Source organism: Dysgonomonas sp. GY617, assembly GCF_015233815.1.
GTDB lineage: Bacteria > Bacteroidota > Bacteroidia > Bacteroidales > Dysgonomonadaceae > Dysgonomonas_A.
In genome coordinates, this window is sequence record NZ_JADCLR010000021.1 from 160,158 (window position 1) to 176,738 (window position 16,581).

Consider the following 16,581-nt stretch of genomic DNA (forward strand, 5'->3'; position numbering starts at 1 on the left):
GGTAACCTTAAATTATTGAATCAAATATACTTAAAAATTGTCAGACTGAAAGAAAAATTTGACTGTTCAAATTTTCGGCGTGCTTTTTGCTGTATGTTGAACAGAACAAGAATAAGAATTGTTTCATAGGCTAAGGTTACAAACCTTTTTACTATTTTGATCGGCTATATTACTCAACAATACTTTGACAAAAGTATGGCAATAAACATTTAACGTTACTTTAATTAAGTAGTTATGATTCATTTTAAACAAATAGAACTATCCGATAAGCCTCAGATAGATGCTTGTCTGGATGGCAATACTTTTCGTGCATGCGATTTTAGTTTTACAAATATGTTTGCATGGAATGCTAAATTCAAAACTCTGTACGACATTCAACACAAAACACTATTTCTTAAGTTTTTGGAAACCGATGGTAAGATCTATTATATGATGCCTATTGGCCCAATGCCCATAAATGAAGCAATTCAGATGTTGCAAGCTGATGCCAAAGCATCTAATATCCCTTTTCAGATGAAAGGGATAACTGTTGAAATGTTGGAGATGATCAACAAAAAAATGCCCAATCAATTCCAACATGTACATGAACGTAACAACGATGAGTACATTTATCTTTCTTCGAAATTAATTTCTCTCTCGGGCAAAAAACTACAAAGTAAACGTAATCACATCAACCGATTCAAATTAGATAACCCCGATTGGCAATACTTCCCCATTACAAGCAAAAAAGAGTTAAACGAATGTGCTGCTATGCTTGATGAGTGGGAAAATATTAAAGAGGACAAAAACAGATCGTTACAATATGATTATATTGCAACTCGATTGATGTTAGAGCATTTTGATTATCTTCAACTCACTGGTGGAGCTATCCGTGTAAATGGTAAAATTATAGCATTTACCATCGGAGAGAAATTAACAGAGGATACTTTTGTGGTGCATGTTGAAAAAGCTTTTGGAGAAATTCATGGGGCTTACACCATAATCAATCAACAATTTATAGAGCACGAAGCATCTAAGTTCAAATACATCAATAGAGAAGAAGATATGGGATTGGAGTCATTGCGAAAAGCGAAACTTTCGTATCAGCCCGATATTTTATTAGAAGAAGGATTATTGATTCCTATTAATTAGAAACCCTATTTATTATTCAACTCAGCCTTAAAAATATGATTCAATTTGCAAATAAAAACACAGCCTCTGAAGTTCGTTCGATGTGGAAAATCTGCTTCGAAGATACCGACGAATATATGGACTTGTATTTCTCCCGACAATACAGAGACGAGAATACACTCATATATTGGGTAGATAATAAGGCTGTGGCTTCTTTGCAAATGATTCCTTATTCCATAAGATTCTATGGTGAGATAATTCCTTTTTATTATCTAGCTGGGTTATGTACCTTATCCGAATATAGGAATAAGGGTTATATGGGGAAACTAATCCGTGAGTCTTTTTCGATTATGAGAGCGCGAAATATTCCACTTTCTATTCTAGTACCTGCTGAAGAATGGCTTTTTGGCTATTACGAGAGATATGGATTCGCCACAACATTCGACAAAGGGACAAAGGATATAGAGTTTAGCAAGTTCTTAAAGAAACACGAAAGTAACTGCTCTAATGCATACCAGGAATTTGACAAAACATATCAACAAAACGATTTCTGCGTTTTAAAATCCGAGTATGATTTTGAGACTATCATCAAAGAATACTTGCAAGATGAATGTCCTCCTAAACATAATCTAGCAGGCATGTCTTGTATTATAGACCCGTCAGTTATGCTGAGATTATATGCCCAAAAGAATCTCGATAAAAATTTTAAAATAAAGGTAGAGGATGATATTTATCAAATAAGCCAAGGGAAAGTAGAACAAAGCAATTCATCCGATTTTGATATTGCAGTAAATATAAATATGCTCGCACGGTTACTCTTCGGGTTCCATACAAATGAACTAGCAACAGAGTACTCTTCTCTTTTCGAAGAACACCAACCTATTCTAAATTTGATGCTAGAGTAAATAGGCTACAACATGCATAAATAAACAAAAAAGAGAATCAAAACCGACTAATCGGTTTTGATTCTCTTTTTCTTAATATCATATTTAAAATTCTATCAGTCCTGAGGGTTTCCCTCGACTAAGAGTTTTAAGTGTTACATCTTTTCCCACTTTTATTCCTTGCAGATTCAATGCACATTCTACTGTTTTATAAGCAAGATCGGGGTGATTATTGTCTTGACTAAGATGGCAAAGCCATATTTCATCCAACTTATCGTGGTAAATACTGGTAAGCAATTCTCCTGTAAGCCGATTACTTAAGTGTCCCATCCCCGAAGTGATGCGTTGCTTAAGGTATGCTGGATAACGTCCACAACTAAGCATCTCTTCATCATAATTAGCTTCTATAATAAGATGGTTAGCCGAGCGAGCATACTTCGATATAGTATCGGTTATACAACCAACATCGGTAACTAAAACAATTGTCTTATCTCCTACTTTTATTTGATAACCTACATTCTCAATTGTATCATGAGGAACTTCGAAAGCCGTTATCTGAAATTCTTTTATTTCAAAAGTCTTTTCTTTTTCAACAACTCGTCTGGCTCCCGTAAATTTTTCTTCAACAAAGCGGCTTCTTTCTATACCTGCATGCACTATCTCCGTTGCATAAACAGGAATATTAAGCTTTCCACCAAAGCCTCCGATTGATTTGATATGATCAGCATGATCGTGCGTAACTAACACTGCAACGATGGTTTCCATAGCCACACCGTACTCACGTAGATATTTTTTAATGGTACGCATACCAATACCGGCATCAATAAGGATACCGTATTGAGAAGTGCCCAAGTAGTAACAATTGCCACTACTGCCACTAGAAAGACTTATTAATTTATATTTTGGAACAGGTGCAAAAAGATCGTACTGCATATTTGTAAAGGTCTCTGACCTACTTTTTTACTTAGAAAGAAATTCCAGACAGAGCTTTTGCACTTGCATTGAATTCTGTAATAATTGATTTTACAACATCTTCTGCCAATGGCAGGTCTTTAATTAGAGAAGCTATTTGTCCTATTTCAAGTTCGCCTTCTGCAAGGTCTCCTTCAAATATTCCTTTTTTAGAACGCCCTCTTCCCAGAAGAGCTTTTATTTCTTCGGCTGAAGCACCTCTGTCTTCAGCTTCTTGTACTTGTTTGTAGAATTCGTTCTTTATCATTCGGGTTGGTCCTACTTTTTTTAGAGATAAGAGAGTATCTCCTTCGTTTAAACTAACACATAGATTTTTGAATTCGATAGCAGCAGAACTTTCTTGAGTTAGTGCAAAACGAGTTCCTATTTGTACCCCTTCCGCTCCCAGTGCCAAAACAGCTAACATACCGTTACCTGTTGCAATACCTCCGGCAGCAATTAAAGGTATATCTATGCTTTTACGAACCTGAGGAATCAAAGTCAGAGTTGTAGTTTCTTCTCTTCCGTTATGTCCTCCGGCTTCAAAACCTTCGGCAACAACTACATCTACGCCTGCTTCCTGACATTTAACTGCAAACTTGGAGCTAGATACTACGTGAGCAACCTTAATGCCATTATCTTGTAATTTCTTAGTCCATGTTTTTGGATTTCCGGCAGAAGTAAATACAACTTTTACGCCTTCCTCAATTATAATATTGATTATTTCTTCGATATTAGGATACAATAGAGGTACATTCACCCCAAATGTATTATTAGTTGCGGCTTTGCATTTTTGAATATGCTCTCTCAACACCTCAGGATACATAGATCCTGCACCGATAAGACCAAGTCCTCCCGCATTACTCACTGCAGAAGCCAATCGCCATCCGCTACACCAAACCATACCTCCCGATATAATCGGATATTTTATATTAAAAATTTCTGTTATTCTATTCTTCATTACTCTAATTTTAGGTCGTACCCATTATTATCCTACAAATATACTAAAACAAAAAGTCAATACCCATTAGTAGCTATTAATACGAAACTGATTTTTTCCTAAAAAATATTATCGCAATTTATAAAACGATTAAAGGCAAGTTGAAAAACTTGCCTTTAATCGTTTAGTCAAATAAGGTCGTAACCTCAATTGATATACTTACTTACAAATTGATTTGTTTTAGCAACATACTCATCTGTACAATCCCAATAAGCATTAGCATGCTCAACATTAGGCACAACCCACAATTCTTTATCTCCTTGCTTGGCTTCGTAAAGCACATTTACCATCCAAGTAGGTACATAGGTATCTTTGTCTCCATGAATAAAGAACATTGGTAGTTTACTTTTTTTCAACTGCTCTAAAGCCGATGCTTCTTTGAAATTCCAACCCACTTTCATCTGAGAATACGAAGAGGCTGCATTCAGTATAGGAAATGCAGGTAGCCCATAATCATCTTTGAGTTTATGCGTAAATTCATCCCAAACACTTGTATATCCACAATCTTCAACAAAGCATTTAATGTTTTCGGGTAAATCTTCGCCGGAAGTCATCATAGTTGTTGCTGCTCCCATAGATATACCATGAATTACCATACGTGTAGTATCTCCATATATACCTTTGGTTACATCTATCCATTTCATAATATCCAAACGATCTTTCCAACCCATCTGAATATATTCGCCATCACTCTTTCCATGTGCTCTTAAGTCAGGAAGCAGGATATTATATCCCATTTCTTTATTGTACAAATGACCAATCATCAACATTCGAATCGAGTTATCGGTATATCCATGAATGATAAGTGCTGTATTAGGAGATGCTATTGCAGACCTTATATATAGGGCATGAAGTTTACTGCCATCTGCGGCTACAATAAATGTATCTCGCAATGCCGAATTTTCACGTAAACTATCTACCCAAATTTTTAAGCTCGGATCGTGTTCATAAAGAAAAGCATAGGCATCCTCTTCATCTGTTGGTGTTACTTTTCGATCTAAAGAAACTCCAAACATATAGACTGCTCCGCCACCGATGATAGCTAATAACACTACCACAGTAACAACTAAACCTATTATTACTTTTTTCATTTGTTAGTCTCCATTGTATCTCTAATATTCTTTTGAACAGACACAGCAGCAAATAAACTTAAGGTATAAGACATTCCATAAAATCCTTTTTCACTCAAGGCCAATTCAGCATTCCAAAGACCAACTATCAATAATATGATAGAAACAATAGTACCAAACCAACTTATTGCAAAGAAAATATTAGTAACAGGAATACCTTCGAGTTTATCTCTCACACTTTTTTGAAGTGTTACTGCCGAAAATAGCCCAAACAATAGAATTGTAAAATAATACCCTTTTTCGTTTAGCTGCATATCAGCATTATATAATCCAATTAGGTAGGCAATCACCCCAACAAATAATACCAGCCATGTTGCACCAACAAAGGCAAACGAAGGGGCTTCGTTGTCTTTCTTCTTCTTTATAACCGCCTCAGGCTTCACTGATTCTTCTTCCATTTTCAATTTAGTGTTGTTAAATTTAACATTTCATAGGTCAAAAATAATTATATTTATCTAATAACAACTACTATATGTTCAGAAAAGAGCACTTCATCCCTGTCAGGCTATAAAACAATACAAAAAAGAATCAATGCTTGTCGCTTAACAAAGTCTCTTTTTTCTGCTTACCAAAAATTATAACTAAGCTAACCGAAACGAGTATTAAGAAAATACCGAACGCACTATTCATATTAAAATATTCTGAAAAGTATAATACTCCAATAAGCACAGCAACAAGAGGTTCCATAGAACCCAATATAGATGTGATGGTAGAACCCGCATATTTGATCGCCAGAATCAAAGTCAAGTCCGAAACCACAGTAGCCAAGAAAGCAAGCAATGCTAATCGCCCAAAAGCAGTAAAGTCTGGAATTGATTCAATACCCGATGGCGATACTCCTGCAAATATCAAAAACAGAATTGCACCCGAAAGCAATATATAGAATGTAAGAATCTCAGCATTCATTTTACTTACAGATGACTGATTGATACCAACAATATAGACCGAATAGGTTATCACCGTAAGGGATGCAATACCCACTCCTATCAATTTTATAGATCCTCCACCATTCCAACAAAGTAATGCGACCCCGATCAATGACAAAATTGCAGCTAAAAACAAAACTATAGATTTACGTTCCTTAAAAAATACAACCATCAAAAAGCTTACTGCAATAGGGTACAGAAAATGTATAGTAGTAGCCAATCCACTGGGAATATATTTATAGGAATAAATAAGACACATTGCTGTTGCAGCATAAAGTAAACCTAACCAGCTAAGTGTAAAAATATCTTTTTTAGAGATTCGGAAGTTTTCTTTTTTAAACAAACAAATTGCGCCCATTAATATAGTAGAAAATAGAAAGCGATAAAACAGAATCGAAGGTAACCCCATATTAGAATCGGTCATTAGAGGAATCGAAAACAAGGGAATCAAACCAAATGTGCCCGATGAAATAAGTGCAAAAAAAACACCTTTGAGACTTTTCATTACAATACTATTTTTACAATTTGTTACTTTTATTGTGTATAACTGCCTGATATATCCATACCAGCAGAGATAACTAATGCTTTACAGCCAAAATTCTGACAAAGGTACAATGTTTCATACAAGAAAAAAAGATAATACTTATTAAGATTATGCAGACTGTGAACTGCATAATCTTAATACTCTATCAATTGAGCTCTATTGTTTGTTTCACATGAATCTCCTCTATAAAAGTCTGATCGTGCGAAATTACTATAACCGAACCTCCAAAATCTTTAATGGAAGCTATCAACGTCTTTTGACTGTGTATATCCAAATTATTAGTTGGCTCATCCAATATAATCACATCAGGCACATTATTACTTATGGCTAAGCAACAAAGTATAAGTTTCATTTTTTCACCTCCACTTAGTTGCACACATTTTCTATTCCACACACCATTCGGAAATTGATAACGATGCAAAAGTATTTTTAATTCATGCTCAAGAAGATGCCGTTCGTTAAACTTTTCAACCTGATTAAAGACTGTCAACTCATTATCTATGATAGAGTATTCTTGGTCTATATACAAAGATTGAAAGTCAGCAATAAAAACACTTCCAGTTGTAGACTCTAACTTTGCCGTCATTATTTTCATGAGAGTTGTTTTCCCTGCGCCATTATTACCGGTAATTCTAATTCTATCATCACTACGGATTTGGAAGTTTAAAGGCTCAGACCATAGAGGCTTCCCTACATAGGAGAAATTCAGATTCTTTGCCTCAATAAGGATTTTCCCGGAATGCAGATTCGAGGTGTTAAACTCGACTTTTAAGACTTCCTCTTTTTGAATATGTTGTCTGATTTCTTTATTACTATCCGAAATTTCATTCAATTTCTCATTTTGAATATTTCTCAACTTAGCACCACTCTGCTCTGCCTTATCTTTGAGCATACCCATCGCTATACGCGGAATACCCGCTTTTTGTTTCTGCTTTTTACCTCTTACCTCATTCTTTTGCTTTTGCTCTGTAATATCCCTTGCTTTTTGTCGGGCTAACCTCAAAGTCTTTTCATTCTCTTCGAGCTGAGCTTGCAGGGCATTTAATTTTTCCTCTTTTTGAATTTCGTAAAAATCATAGTTACCACCATAAATATCAACTGCATTTTGTCTCAACTCTATGGTTCTTTCCAATAGATTCAGTAAAGTTCTATCGTGACTCACAACAAGAATGGTTGCCTTACTCTTTCTGATAAACTGATAAAGCAAGTTCCGACTCTCTAAATCAAGATGATTAGATGGTTCGTCTAAAAGAATAATTGCGGGTGAATGAATTGAGATTGCAGATAAAAAGACTTTTGTTTTTTCGCCTCCACTTAAGTTTCTCATTGGTTGAGATAACTCTAAGTCTTGCAGACCCCAGAAAAATAAAGCTGCACCAATTCTGCCCTCAACACTCCAGTCGTCATCCAAACATTCAAGATTATCCGTTGAAGTATCTCCATCAAGAATAGCATGCAACGCCTTTAGCTTATCGTCTACTCCAAGAACCTGAGAAATGGTAAGATCATTATATTGTCCAAAATGTTGAGAAATATAATAGGGTTTATCAGAATAAATAATTTCCCCTTCGGAAGGCTCGATCTGCTCACCTAAGATTCGCAGCAATGTCGATTTCCCTGAACCATTGTTACCTATCAAGGCTATTTTTTCTCCTGATGAAATATTGAAATTGATATTTTGAAATAAAATCTCCTTATCGGGGTGTATATATGAAAGGTTATTAACCATAATACTCATAAAGCACTAATGTATAATATTATAAACTAGGGTCTAAAAACCCATTTAGTAGATGTAGGTATAAAATAGATATGGATAAACAATCACGAATGTGTTGCTTAAATACATCAAACCTCTTTATTGCTTTAGTAGGCATAACAACTACAGTCTGTTATGAGCCAAAACAAATTATTAAAGACTTGTATAATTTATTAATTACATGAATTCTAAGTTTATGCCAGTGCATTTGCAGATATTGCAGCTGACAAAATTGATAATTGTATTAACCAAAATGTCCCGAAGTGTTCGGAGTTTCATGATGGTATATAACCATCCCTTTTACTTAGATATTTTCACTGGAGTACTTTTTCGTTTATAATTCGACAAAGATATACAATATTTTATTGAGTAAAAGAATCTTAAATGAAAAATCTAAGATTCTAGACAATCAATCTATTAGATAATTATCTAAAAAACAGAGATTCGCCTATTACTAGATATCACAAACACACAGCAATACTATAATTAAGTAAACGAGAAGACCTATCACCTTTGTTTAGAACTTGTATCTCTAATTTGCAAAAGGTCTTCATCCTCATTTTGGAATTCTTATCATCAAAACCGTTATCTTTGCAATACAATCTATAAGATAATATTAAAAAAAGTTGAAATTTAATGTAATACTTTAAAGTCACAACTTACAATAATAGCTATATTTAGATTGGATAATAAAAGAGGTCTGAGACCTTAATGGATAACCAGAAAACAATAATAGGTATGTATCTTATTCAGAATGCTACAATCATAAATGAAGGCAAATCGACTAAAGGATCTGTCCTGATAGAAGGAGAGATTATTAAAGCTGTTTATACAAACAACGAGACTCCTTCTGAAATTCTAAACAGAGCAACAATTATTAACGCCGAAGGTTTATGGTTAACACCGGGCGTAATAGATGATCAGGTTCACTTTAGAGATCCCGGACTAACACACAAAGGAGATTTAGCTTCCGAAAGTAAAGCGGCTATTGCGGGAGGAGTAACCTCTTTTATGGAGATGCCCAATACTAAACCACAAACAACCTCAATAGAAACCTTAGACGCTAAGTTTGAAGTAGCTTCACAAAAATCATATGCCAACTATTCTTTTTATCTAGGAGCTACTAATGATAATCTAGCTGAACTTCGCAAAATTGACAAGAAGAATACGTGCGGAGTGAAAATATTCATGGGATCATCTACCGGAAATATGCTTGTAGATAAACGCAAAGCATTGGAAGGAATCTTTGCCGAAATAGATATGATTATCACAACTCACTGCGAAGAAGAAGAAATTATACAAAAAAACATTGCTTACTATAAAAAATTATTAGGTGATGATATTCCTGTGAAATACCATCCTCTGATAAGAAGCGCAGAAGCTTGTTACCAATCATCAGCCAAGGCAGTAGAACTTGCTGACAAATATGGAGCAAGACTTCACATACTTCACCTTTCAACAGAAAGAGAAATTAGTCTCTTTGATATTAAACCTCTTGCTGAGAAAAAAATTACAGGCGAAGTTTGTGTACATCACCTTTGGTTTTCAGACGAAGATTATGAGAAATACGGAAATCGTATCAAATGGAATCCTGCTGTAAAGACAAAACAAGACAGAGATGCTCTTCTTCAAGGGTTACTTAAAGGTAAACTAGATGTGGTAGCAACAGATCACGCCCCTCACCTATTGGAAGAAAAAGTCGGAGGATGCTTACAAGCAGCTTCAGGAGGTCCATTAGTGCAACATTCTTTACAGATGATGCTTGAGTTATCTAAACAAGGTAAAATATCGAAAGAGGAAGTCGTTGACAAAATGTGCCATGCACCTGCCACTCTTTTCAGAGTAAATAAGCGAGGATATATTCGTGAAGGGTATTTTGCCGATCTTGTTTTAGTGAATCCAAACAAAGATTACACAATTACTCAAGATAATATTTTATACAAATGTAAATGGTCTCCACTTGAAAATGAAACCGTATCAACCTCTATTGAAAAGACATTCCTAAACGGACAAATAGCTTTTGAAAACGGACAAGTTAATGAAGTAAGAGGTCAGGCTCTAACTTTCAACAACTAAGACATCAATAATATCTATGACCTTAAACTTTCATGAAGTTTAAGGTCATAGATATTATTTAAGATTTAAGAATCAAGCCCATTACTCTGGAAGTTCTCGCACCACTAATTCCAGTAGAAGGACACTTTCCAATACCTCTCAACTCATCTACAATTGTTTGAATCAAGGGTTGCTGAATATGTTCGGGTGAAGGAATATCAAAACTCTCCGAAAGCACTTCTGTTATTAGTTCAATAGGCGAGAAAGCAAATGTGCTGAATCTGATCTCACCTTTAGTTCCTGTAATAATTATAGAATCAATATCAGTCCGATTAGAGGTTACAAAACACCATTGACCACTGCCTATAACTCCCGACTTGAATTGAAGTATAGCTGATATAGTATCTTTTGCATCATAGAGCTTACCTAAGTTTGCAGAGAAACCTTTAGCATCACTAATCTCACCTAACAAAAAGTCTAGTATATCTAAAGTGTGAGGAGCCAGATCATAAAAATAGCCCTCTCCTGCTATATTCTTATCAACTCTCCAAGTCTGATCAGAGAATGTTAAATCAGATAGTCTGGGTGACCGATATTGTTTTACATCAACAGTCAAAATCTCACCTATAGCTTTATTCTCTAGCAACTCCTGCACCTTCAGAAAGTAAGACAATGCTCTACGATAAAAGGCTACAAATAGCTTCTGATTAGTTGCAGTAGAGACCTTAATCATTTCCTCACATTCCAAAAGATTCATTGCCATAGGCTTTTCTACATACACAGGTTTACCAGCCTGCATGGCTTTAATAGCATAGCTAGCATGTGTATTGGGAGGTGTAGCAACATATACTGCATCAACATCAGGATCAGAAATAAGCTGATCGGCATCAGTATAATATTTCGAGACGTTATGCCTTTGGGCGTAATCTTTCACCTTATCTATATCTCTCCTCATTACAGCAGCTAAAGCTGAATGCTCTATCTTATAAAAAGAAGGACCACTCTTCTTCTCACAAACATTACCACAGCCTATAATACCCCAGTTTACTTTTTCCATATCATATTGATTATAAGTTTTCCTCTACAATAACTCTACCAATAAGCAAATATAAAAAAACGTCCCTTCGTTTTCACTAAGAGACGTTCTAATATTATATAGTTTACTATTTATTCAATAACAAATATAACAACACGGTTCCATTCGTTTATCTTAAATGGTTGGATTTGATCTCCTGACCAATTAATAGAAACTCTTAATGGGTTGATACCATATTTCTCGATCAATGCTTGAGATACAGTCTTAGCACGACGTTCTGATAATTTCATGTTATATTCAGGATAAGCTGTTTTCTTATCTGCATAACCAGTAACTACCACATTAACATCAGGGTGATCAGTTAAGTATCTTGCAGCTTTGTCAATCTTAGCCCATTCAGTTGGATCAATAACAGCTTTGTCAATTCTAAAGAATACTGGATCCGGTAAGAATTTAATATCAGAGCTTGTTGTTGGTTCGCTTTTAACAACTGGAGGCGGTGGAGGACAAGTAGGACACTCTTTAGCAGCCAACTTAGCATTACGTTCTCTCAGTGTATTTATTTCGTCGTTCAGACGATTAACCAATTCATAATCCATTGGTTCAGCAACTTCCCAGTCTGTTCTACCAAATTTGTAAGCAAGAGATAAAGTAGCTTGAGCAATACCATCCATATTAGATTTATCCCCTATCTGTCCATCAAATGAATCTGGCACTACAGAACCCGAAAACTCAGCATTCAAACCAAAATTATCACTTAATCTAAATTTAGTAATGATACCTCCATGAACTCCAGCGGACATGATATTATCACTACCCATATTAGATAAAGTATTGTAGAATCCAATCCCCCCAAAAGGTGTTATTTCAAAGAAACGCTTAGGATTATAATTACCTACTAAATTAAACAAATCGAACATAAAGTCAACATTCACCTGAAAGTAACGAATATGATCCATATAAAGTTTACCTTCATTTCTTCCTGGCTTCCAATAATAATTGTCTCCATCCATTCCGATATTTTCCTTATAGACATCAGGATTTGTTAAATCCCATCTATAATTCCAAGAGGGATCCCAAGTCAACATATGAGCACCAGCCGATGTTTGAGGGTAACCAGGAGTGTTAACAACACTTTGTCCCATATAATTTTTAGTCCCATGGTTCCACTTAACATAAGTACCATAGCTACCATCATTAAATCCGTGTAGAGAACCTCCAGTCAGATTTAATCTCAACCCCCAAATTGGAGAGAAATATTTCCCGATCGATATTTGAGGAGCAAACGTTACACGATCTTTAGTCGGACCTTTACTATCGTCTATACCCAATATTGTTTGAGCACCACCACCAATAGTAAAAACCCAGTTATCTTTAAAGCTATTTTTTTTCCAAGTAGTCTTATATGTATTATAAGTCTGATTAGGTTGTCCATATTCCACCTCTTCAGCTATAAGAGTACGACTTGACTCTTCTTGAGCAGAAAGTGAAAAAAGACTCGTAATAAAGAGGAATGAAATGATAAAATCCTTTTTGTTCATATCCAAAACATTGATTAATGTTAATTCGTAATAATGTGCAAATATAAGAGTTTTTTTTTAGAGAAAAACATTAAACCTCTTTTTTTCAGCATAAAACAGAATTATACACCTATATAATATAGATATATAAGCACTTTTTTATCAAAAGAATATATAATTTTTTATATTTGTATATAAATAAAAGTCTTAAAAAGAAGATGAATCAAAATGTTAAATAAAATACCCTTTCTTTTCGAAAAAACATTTTTTCGAACAAAAGACCTGTTATTTCAGGCAAAATCGAGCTTTAGTTCTTTAGAGAACTTCATCATAAAGAGACGATCGGTTTACAATCTCTTATTTATGCTCGTATTATGCCTCATCTTCCCATTTATTCTTTTCCTTAACATCAAAACTCCTCTGATTGGAGATGATTTTGTCTATTCCTTCATTTATCAAACTCAAAGTCGCCTGACCTCTATAAATGACATCTTCCAGTCTCAATACTTACACTACTATAAATGGGGAGGGAGAAGCGTTGTTCACTTTATCACGCAAATGCTACTCTTGACTGACAATTCTCTTGTTATAGATATAATAAACTCACTTGGGTTTATTGCTTTTATATTAACCATCCACTACCATATCATAGGAAAATTAAAAAACAGCATAAATATTCTGATTATTTCATTTTCCCTAACATGGTTCTTACAACCTGTATTTGCAGAAACCGTTCTATGGATTACAGGTAGCTCTAATTATTTATGGGGAACCCTCATTATATTATTATTCCTACTTCCTTATAGATTATATAAGAATAAACAATCAGCTTTATTAAAGGATATTACCTTTTCTCTAATAATGCTCACAGGAGGAGTTATCGCAGGGTGGACCAATGAGAATACCGCTGCAGCAATGATCATTATGATAACATGCTTTATCTTATACTACAAATACAGCAACAACAAAATTCCTATTTGGATGTATGCTGGCCTCATTGGAGCAATTATCGGATATATTATAATGATTGCTGCCCCCGGAAACTTTGCCAGAGCAGAAGGCACATCCATCAGTCCATTTCTCGTTACATACAGAGTATTAAACTATACTCAACGCTTTGTCAATTATTTAGGACTTTTAAATCTAGGTATTACTTTATTGATGCTTATTTACAGTAAAGTTAACTGCAATAACAGAAAGGCTACCTTGTCATATATATGCATATATTTCATTGGAGTATTTATTTCAATATACATCATGGTTGCATCGCCAGGATTTCCGGCACGTGCATGGTTTGGTACAATAACCTTTAACATCATAGCATTTGGCATCTTATATAATAAGATCGATAGGTTTACACCATTAGTAAAACAAGCCAAATACTGCTTCCTTATATTTTGCGTCATAAGCTTCATGGCTTCTTTTTACGATGCATATAAAGATGTAAAGGCTATAAATAACATCTGGGAAGAAAGAATGCTTATTATTGCAGAAAAGAAAAATGATAAAGCCACAAGTGTAGTCTTTAAAGAGTATCAGGCACGAACCAAATTCGGCTTAGGAGATACACCCTACGCCCTGCCATATATGTCTTTATATTATGGAATTGATTTTCAACTCGAAAAGTAAAAGCTCTACCCTATGCAAGCTATTCTAATTACAGCATACAAAAACTATGATCATCTGGAAGATTTAGTTAATTTTTTTGATGACAGTTTCAATATATACATTCATATAGACAAAAAGAGCTCTATTTCGAAAGAAAACCTCAATAAATTATCTTCAAAAAAAAGAGTACAATACGTATCTCAACAATACAAAATAAACTGGGGAGGCATTAATCATTTAAAAGCAATATTAGAACTGGCAAAAGAAGCAATAGATAATAAAGACAATAAATACTTTCATCTAATAACGGGACATGATTACCCGATCAAGCCTCTTGAGGGATTCTCTAAATTCTTCGACAACAATAAAGGCAACGATTTTATGGAGTATCATACTCTACCCTATTCCCCTTGGCCGGAAAATGGCATGGATAGGTTATCTCGCTATAACATGTACGACTTATTAGATGGAAGAACCGGATTAAATGAAAGACTAATTAAAGGTTTCTCGAAACTTCAAAAAGCAATAGGATTCAAAAGAAGTTTTAGTAAAGATTTCCCTCCTTTATTTGGAGGATCAACCTATTGGTCTCTTAAGAGAGAATCCGTCGAACATGTATTTCAGTATATGAACGACCATCCCAAATACTTAAAAAGATTCAATTACTCATTTTGTTCCGAAGAGATATTCTTTCAGACCATTCTCTTAAATTCACCCATGAAAGAAACAATTATAAATAACAATATGAGATTTATAATTTGGGAAGAACGCAATGGAAATTTTCCTGCAAATCTGGATTTTAGCGATTATGAAAACATAAAAAGTTCTGATGCATTGTTTGCTCGAAAATTTGAATATCCTGTTTCTGAGGCATTGTTAGATAAGATCAAATCAGATATAAGCAAAATCTAAAATATTAGAACCTAAAACAAAAAAGTCTATCTGAATCAGACAGACTTTTCTTTATATATAGAATTGATATATTTCTATTTATTGAGGAGGTTGATTACCTGCTCCCATAATTTCTTGTAGAACCATTTCACGACCTTCAACATTGATAGCCATTAGTTTTCCAGACTTCTCAACAAAAGCAATGCCTCTAGGAGAAAAACGACTTATATTTTCGTAAGCTGAAGGCGTAACAGTACCACGATCGGTTACAATACCATACTTACCACCTTCTTCTACAACTGCTAAGCCAAGTTCGGGTTGATAAAATAACACTTTTGAATATGTAGGAGCAATAAGATGACGGGTCTTTGTATAAAAACCTATTTTCCCATTCTCTGTTAATTTCATCCCGATGCACGAATCATCCTCTATTGCATCATAAACAGGGGCTAATATAACTTGTCCCTCTGGAGTCATCAAGCCAATCTTACTACCCAATCTTACATTATAAAGATCCTTATTTACAACTTTATCAAAGCCATCATACAATGCTTCAACAACAATTTTCCCAGCATCATCTATAAGTCCCGACTTGCCTCCTTTTTCTATTAAAAAGAAAGAGTCGTTAAAAGGAGCTACACCCTCGTATTGCGCAGGAATAACAACATCTCCATATTTATTGATAAGACCGAATTTCCCTTGCGATTTAACTTCACAAAGATGATCATTTACAAATTTGAAACTTGTGTAAGCAATAGGTAACACTAACTTATTAGTTCTATCTACCAATCCCCAAGTTTTACCATCTTTCACCAAGAACAAACCATTTCCAAAAGACTTTATGTCATCATATGCTTCCGGAATTATAGTTGTTCCACTTTTAGTAATCACTCCACACTTACCTTTTTTTCTGAATGCGAAGAATCCTTCTTCAACCGATTCTAATGCCTCATACTGAGCTTTCACTAAGGTTTTATCTCCTTGTTTTATTCCAAATTTATCCTTATTCTGATAAATCTCAACTTTTTGAGCGTAAGTAACACTACCGATTGACAAAAGAATGGTTAGTAAAAATGCAATTGTTTTCATCAAATATTTTAAAATCTTTTATTGTTAGTTCTTCTTTATCACACAAGTATAGCAAAATATTCATTGGCACGTTTCTCAATC

14 protein-coding genes are annotated in these 16,581 nt (G+C 34.6%); 5 read left to right on the forward strand and 9 right to left on the reverse strand.

Going from position 1 to position 16,581, the window contains the following annotated elements; all coding sequences use genetic code 11:
- The first annotated feature begins 234 nt into the window (after window positions 1–234).
- Window positions 235–1,131 carry a DUF2156 domain-containing protein gene (locus IR022_RS10550; protein ID WP_194203668.1) on the forward strand — a complete coding sequence of 299 codons (897 nt, stop codon included), beginning with the start codon at window positions 235–237 and terminating at the stop codon, window positions 1,129–1,131.
- 35 nt (window positions 1,132–1,166) lie between these two features.
- Window positions 1,167–2,015: a GNAT family N-acetyltransferase gene (locus tag IR022_RS10555; protein WP_194203669.1), complete on the forward strand. Its 849-nt coding sequence runs from the start codon at window positions 1,167–1,169 to the stop codon at window positions 2,013–2,015.
- A gap of 84 nt (window positions 2,016–2,099) precedes the next feature.
- Here the strand turns inward: IR022_RS10555 and IR022_RS10560 are convergent, their stop codons facing one another.
- From IR022_RS10560 to IR022_RS10585, 6 genes are all read right to left on the reverse strand, one after another.
- Window positions 2,100–2,927 (reverse strand): MBL fold metallo-hydrolase, encoded by an 828-nt coding sequence (locus IR022_RS10560; protein ID WP_050708507.1) that lies wholly within the window; start codon window positions 2,925–2,927, stop codon window positions 2,100–2,102.
- Window positions 2,928–2,958: 31 nt separating this feature from the next.
- The gene (locus tag IR022_RS10565) at window positions 2,959–3,906 is read right to left on the reverse strand and encodes an NAD(P)H-dependent flavin oxidoreductase (RefSeq protein WP_194203670.1); all 948 of its coding nucleotides are present in this window, start codon (window positions 3,904–3,906) and stop codon (window positions 2,959–2,961) included.
- A gap of 185 nt (window positions 3,907–4,091) precedes the next feature.
- Complete coding sequence (locus IR022_RS10570; protein ID WP_050708509.1) at window positions 4,092–5,036, reverse strand: alpha/beta hydrolase; 945 nt, start codon at window positions 5,034–5,036, stop codon at window positions 4,092–4,094.
- Complete coding sequence (gene yiaA, locus IR022_RS10575) at window positions 5,033–5,473, reverse strand: inner membrane protein YiaA (protein WP_050708510.1); 441 nt, start codon at window positions 5,471–5,473, stop codon at window positions 5,033–5,035. Before yiaA ends, IR022_RS10570 begins: the two co-directional genes overlap by 4 nt.
- 130 nt (window positions 5,474–5,603) lie before the next feature.
- Window positions 5,604–6,506 carry an EamA family transporter gene (locus tag IR022_RS10580; protein WP_194203671.1) on the reverse strand — a complete coding sequence of 301 codons (903 nt, stop codon included), beginning with the start codon at window positions 6,504–6,506 and terminating at the stop codon, window positions 5,604–5,606.
- 184 nt (window positions 6,507–6,690) lie between these two features.
- The gene (locus IR022_RS10585; RefSeq protein ID WP_194203672.1) at window positions 6,691–8,283 is read right to left on the reverse strand and encodes an ABC-F family ATP-binding cassette domain-containing protein; all 1,593 of its coding nucleotides are present in this window, start codon (window positions 8,281–8,283) and stop codon (window positions 6,691–6,693) included.
- Window positions 8,284–9,039: 756 nt separating this feature from the next.
- Here IR022_RS10585 and IR022_RS10590 point away from each other — a divergent pair.
- Window positions 9,040–10,377: a dihydroorotase gene (locus IR022_RS10590; RefSeq protein WP_194203931.1), complete on the forward strand. Its 1,338-nt coding sequence runs from the start codon at window positions 9,040–9,042 to the stop codon at window positions 10,375–10,377.
- Window positions 10,378–10,435: 58 nt separating this feature from the next.
- Here the strand turns inward: IR022_RS10590 and IR022_RS10595 are convergent, their stop codons facing one another.
- On the reverse strand, window positions 10,436–11,413 hold the full coding sequence (locus tag IR022_RS10595; protein ID WP_194203673.1) for a Gfo/Idh/MocA family protein: 978 nt from the start codon (window positions 11,411–11,413) through the stop codon (window positions 10,436–10,438).
- Window positions 11,414–11,523: 110 nt separating this feature from the next.
- Window positions 11,524–12,933 (reverse strand): OmpA family protein, encoded by a 1,410-nt coding sequence (locus IR022_RS10600; RefSeq protein ID WP_194203674.1) that lies wholly within the window; start codon window positions 12,931–12,933, stop codon window positions 11,524–11,526.
- Window positions 12,934–13,140: 207 nt separating this feature from the next.
- Between IR022_RS10600 and IR022_RS10605 the strand changes: the two genes are divergently transcribed.
- The gene (locus IR022_RS10605) at window positions 13,141–14,541 is read left to right on the forward strand and encodes a DUF6056 family protein (protein WP_194203675.1); all 1,401 of its coding nucleotides are present in this window, start codon (window positions 13,141–13,143) and stop codon (window positions 14,539–14,541) included.
- A 12-nt stretch (window positions 14,542–14,553) separates the two neighbouring features.
- Window positions 14,554–15,432 carry a beta-1,6-N-acetylglucosaminyltransferase gene (locus tag IR022_RS10610; RefSeq protein ID WP_194203676.1) on the forward strand — a complete coding sequence of 293 codons (879 nt, stop codon included), beginning with the start codon at window positions 14,554–14,556 and terminating at the stop codon, window positions 15,430–15,432.
- A gap of 78 nt (window positions 15,433–15,510) precedes the next feature.
- Here IR022_RS10610 and IR022_RS10615 read toward each other — a convergent pair whose 3' ends face one another.
- Window positions 15,511–16,500: a WG repeat-containing protein gene (locus tag IR022_RS10615; RefSeq protein WP_194203677.1), complete on the reverse strand. Its 990-nt coding sequence runs from the start codon at window positions 16,498–16,500 to the stop codon at window positions 15,511–15,513.
- Window positions 16,501–16,581: the final 81 nt, after the last annotated feature.

Bases quoted from the DNA above. Each gene is read 5' to 3' on its own strand.
- IR022_RS10550 (WP_194203668.1), top strand. From the start codon at position 235: ATGATTCATTTTAAACAAATAGAACTATCCGATAAGCCTCAGATAGAT.
- IR022_RS10555 (WP_194203669.1), top strand. From the start codon at position 1,167: ATGATTCAATTTGCAAATAAAAACACAGCCTCTGAAGTTCGTTCGATG.
- IR022_RS10560 (WP_050708507.1), bottom strand. From the start codon at position 2,927: ATGCAGTACGATCTTTTTGCACCTGTTCCAAAATATAAATTAATAAGT.
- IR022_RS10565 (WP_194203670.1), bottom strand. From the start codon at position 3,906: ATGAAGAATAGAATAACAGAAATTTTTAATATAAAATATCCGATTATA.
- IR022_RS10570 (WP_050708509.1), bottom strand. From the start codon at position 5,036: ATGAAAAAAGTAATAATAGGTTTAGTTGTTACTGTGGTAGTGTTATTA.
- yiaA (WP_050708510.1), bottom strand. From the start codon at position 5,473: ATGGAAGAAGAATCAGTGAAGCCTGAGGCGGTTATAAAGAAGAAGAAA.
- IR022_RS10580 (WP_194203671.1), bottom strand. From the start codon at position 6,506: ATGAAAAGTCTCAAAGGTGTTTTTTTTGCACTTATTTCATCGGGCACA.
- IR022_RS10585 (WP_194203672.1), bottom strand. From the start codon at position 8,283: ATGAGTATTATGGTTAATAACCTTTCATATATACACCCCGATAAGGAG.
- IR022_RS10590 (WP_194203931.1), top strand. From the start codon at position 9,040: ATGTATCTTATTCAGAATGCTACAATCATAAATGAAGGCAAATCGACT.
- IR022_RS10595 (WP_194203673.1), bottom strand. From the start codon at position 11,413: ATGGAAAAAGTAAACTGGGGTATTATAGGCTGTGGTAATGTTTGTGAG.
- IR022_RS10600 (WP_194203674.1), bottom strand. From the start codon at position 12,933: ATGAACAAAAAGGATTTTATCATTTCATTCCTCTTTATTACGAGTCTT.
- IR022_RS10605 (WP_194203675.1), top strand. From the start codon at position 13,141: ATGTTAAATAAAATACCCTTTCTTTTCGAAAAAACATTTTTTCGAACA.
- IR022_RS10610 (WP_194203676.1), top strand. From the start codon at position 14,554: ATGCAAGCTATTCTAATTACAGCATACAAAAACTATGATCATCTGGAA.
- IR022_RS10615 (WP_194203677.1), bottom strand. From the start codon at position 16,500: ATGAAAACAATTGCATTTTTACTAACCATTCTTTTGTCAATCGGTAGT.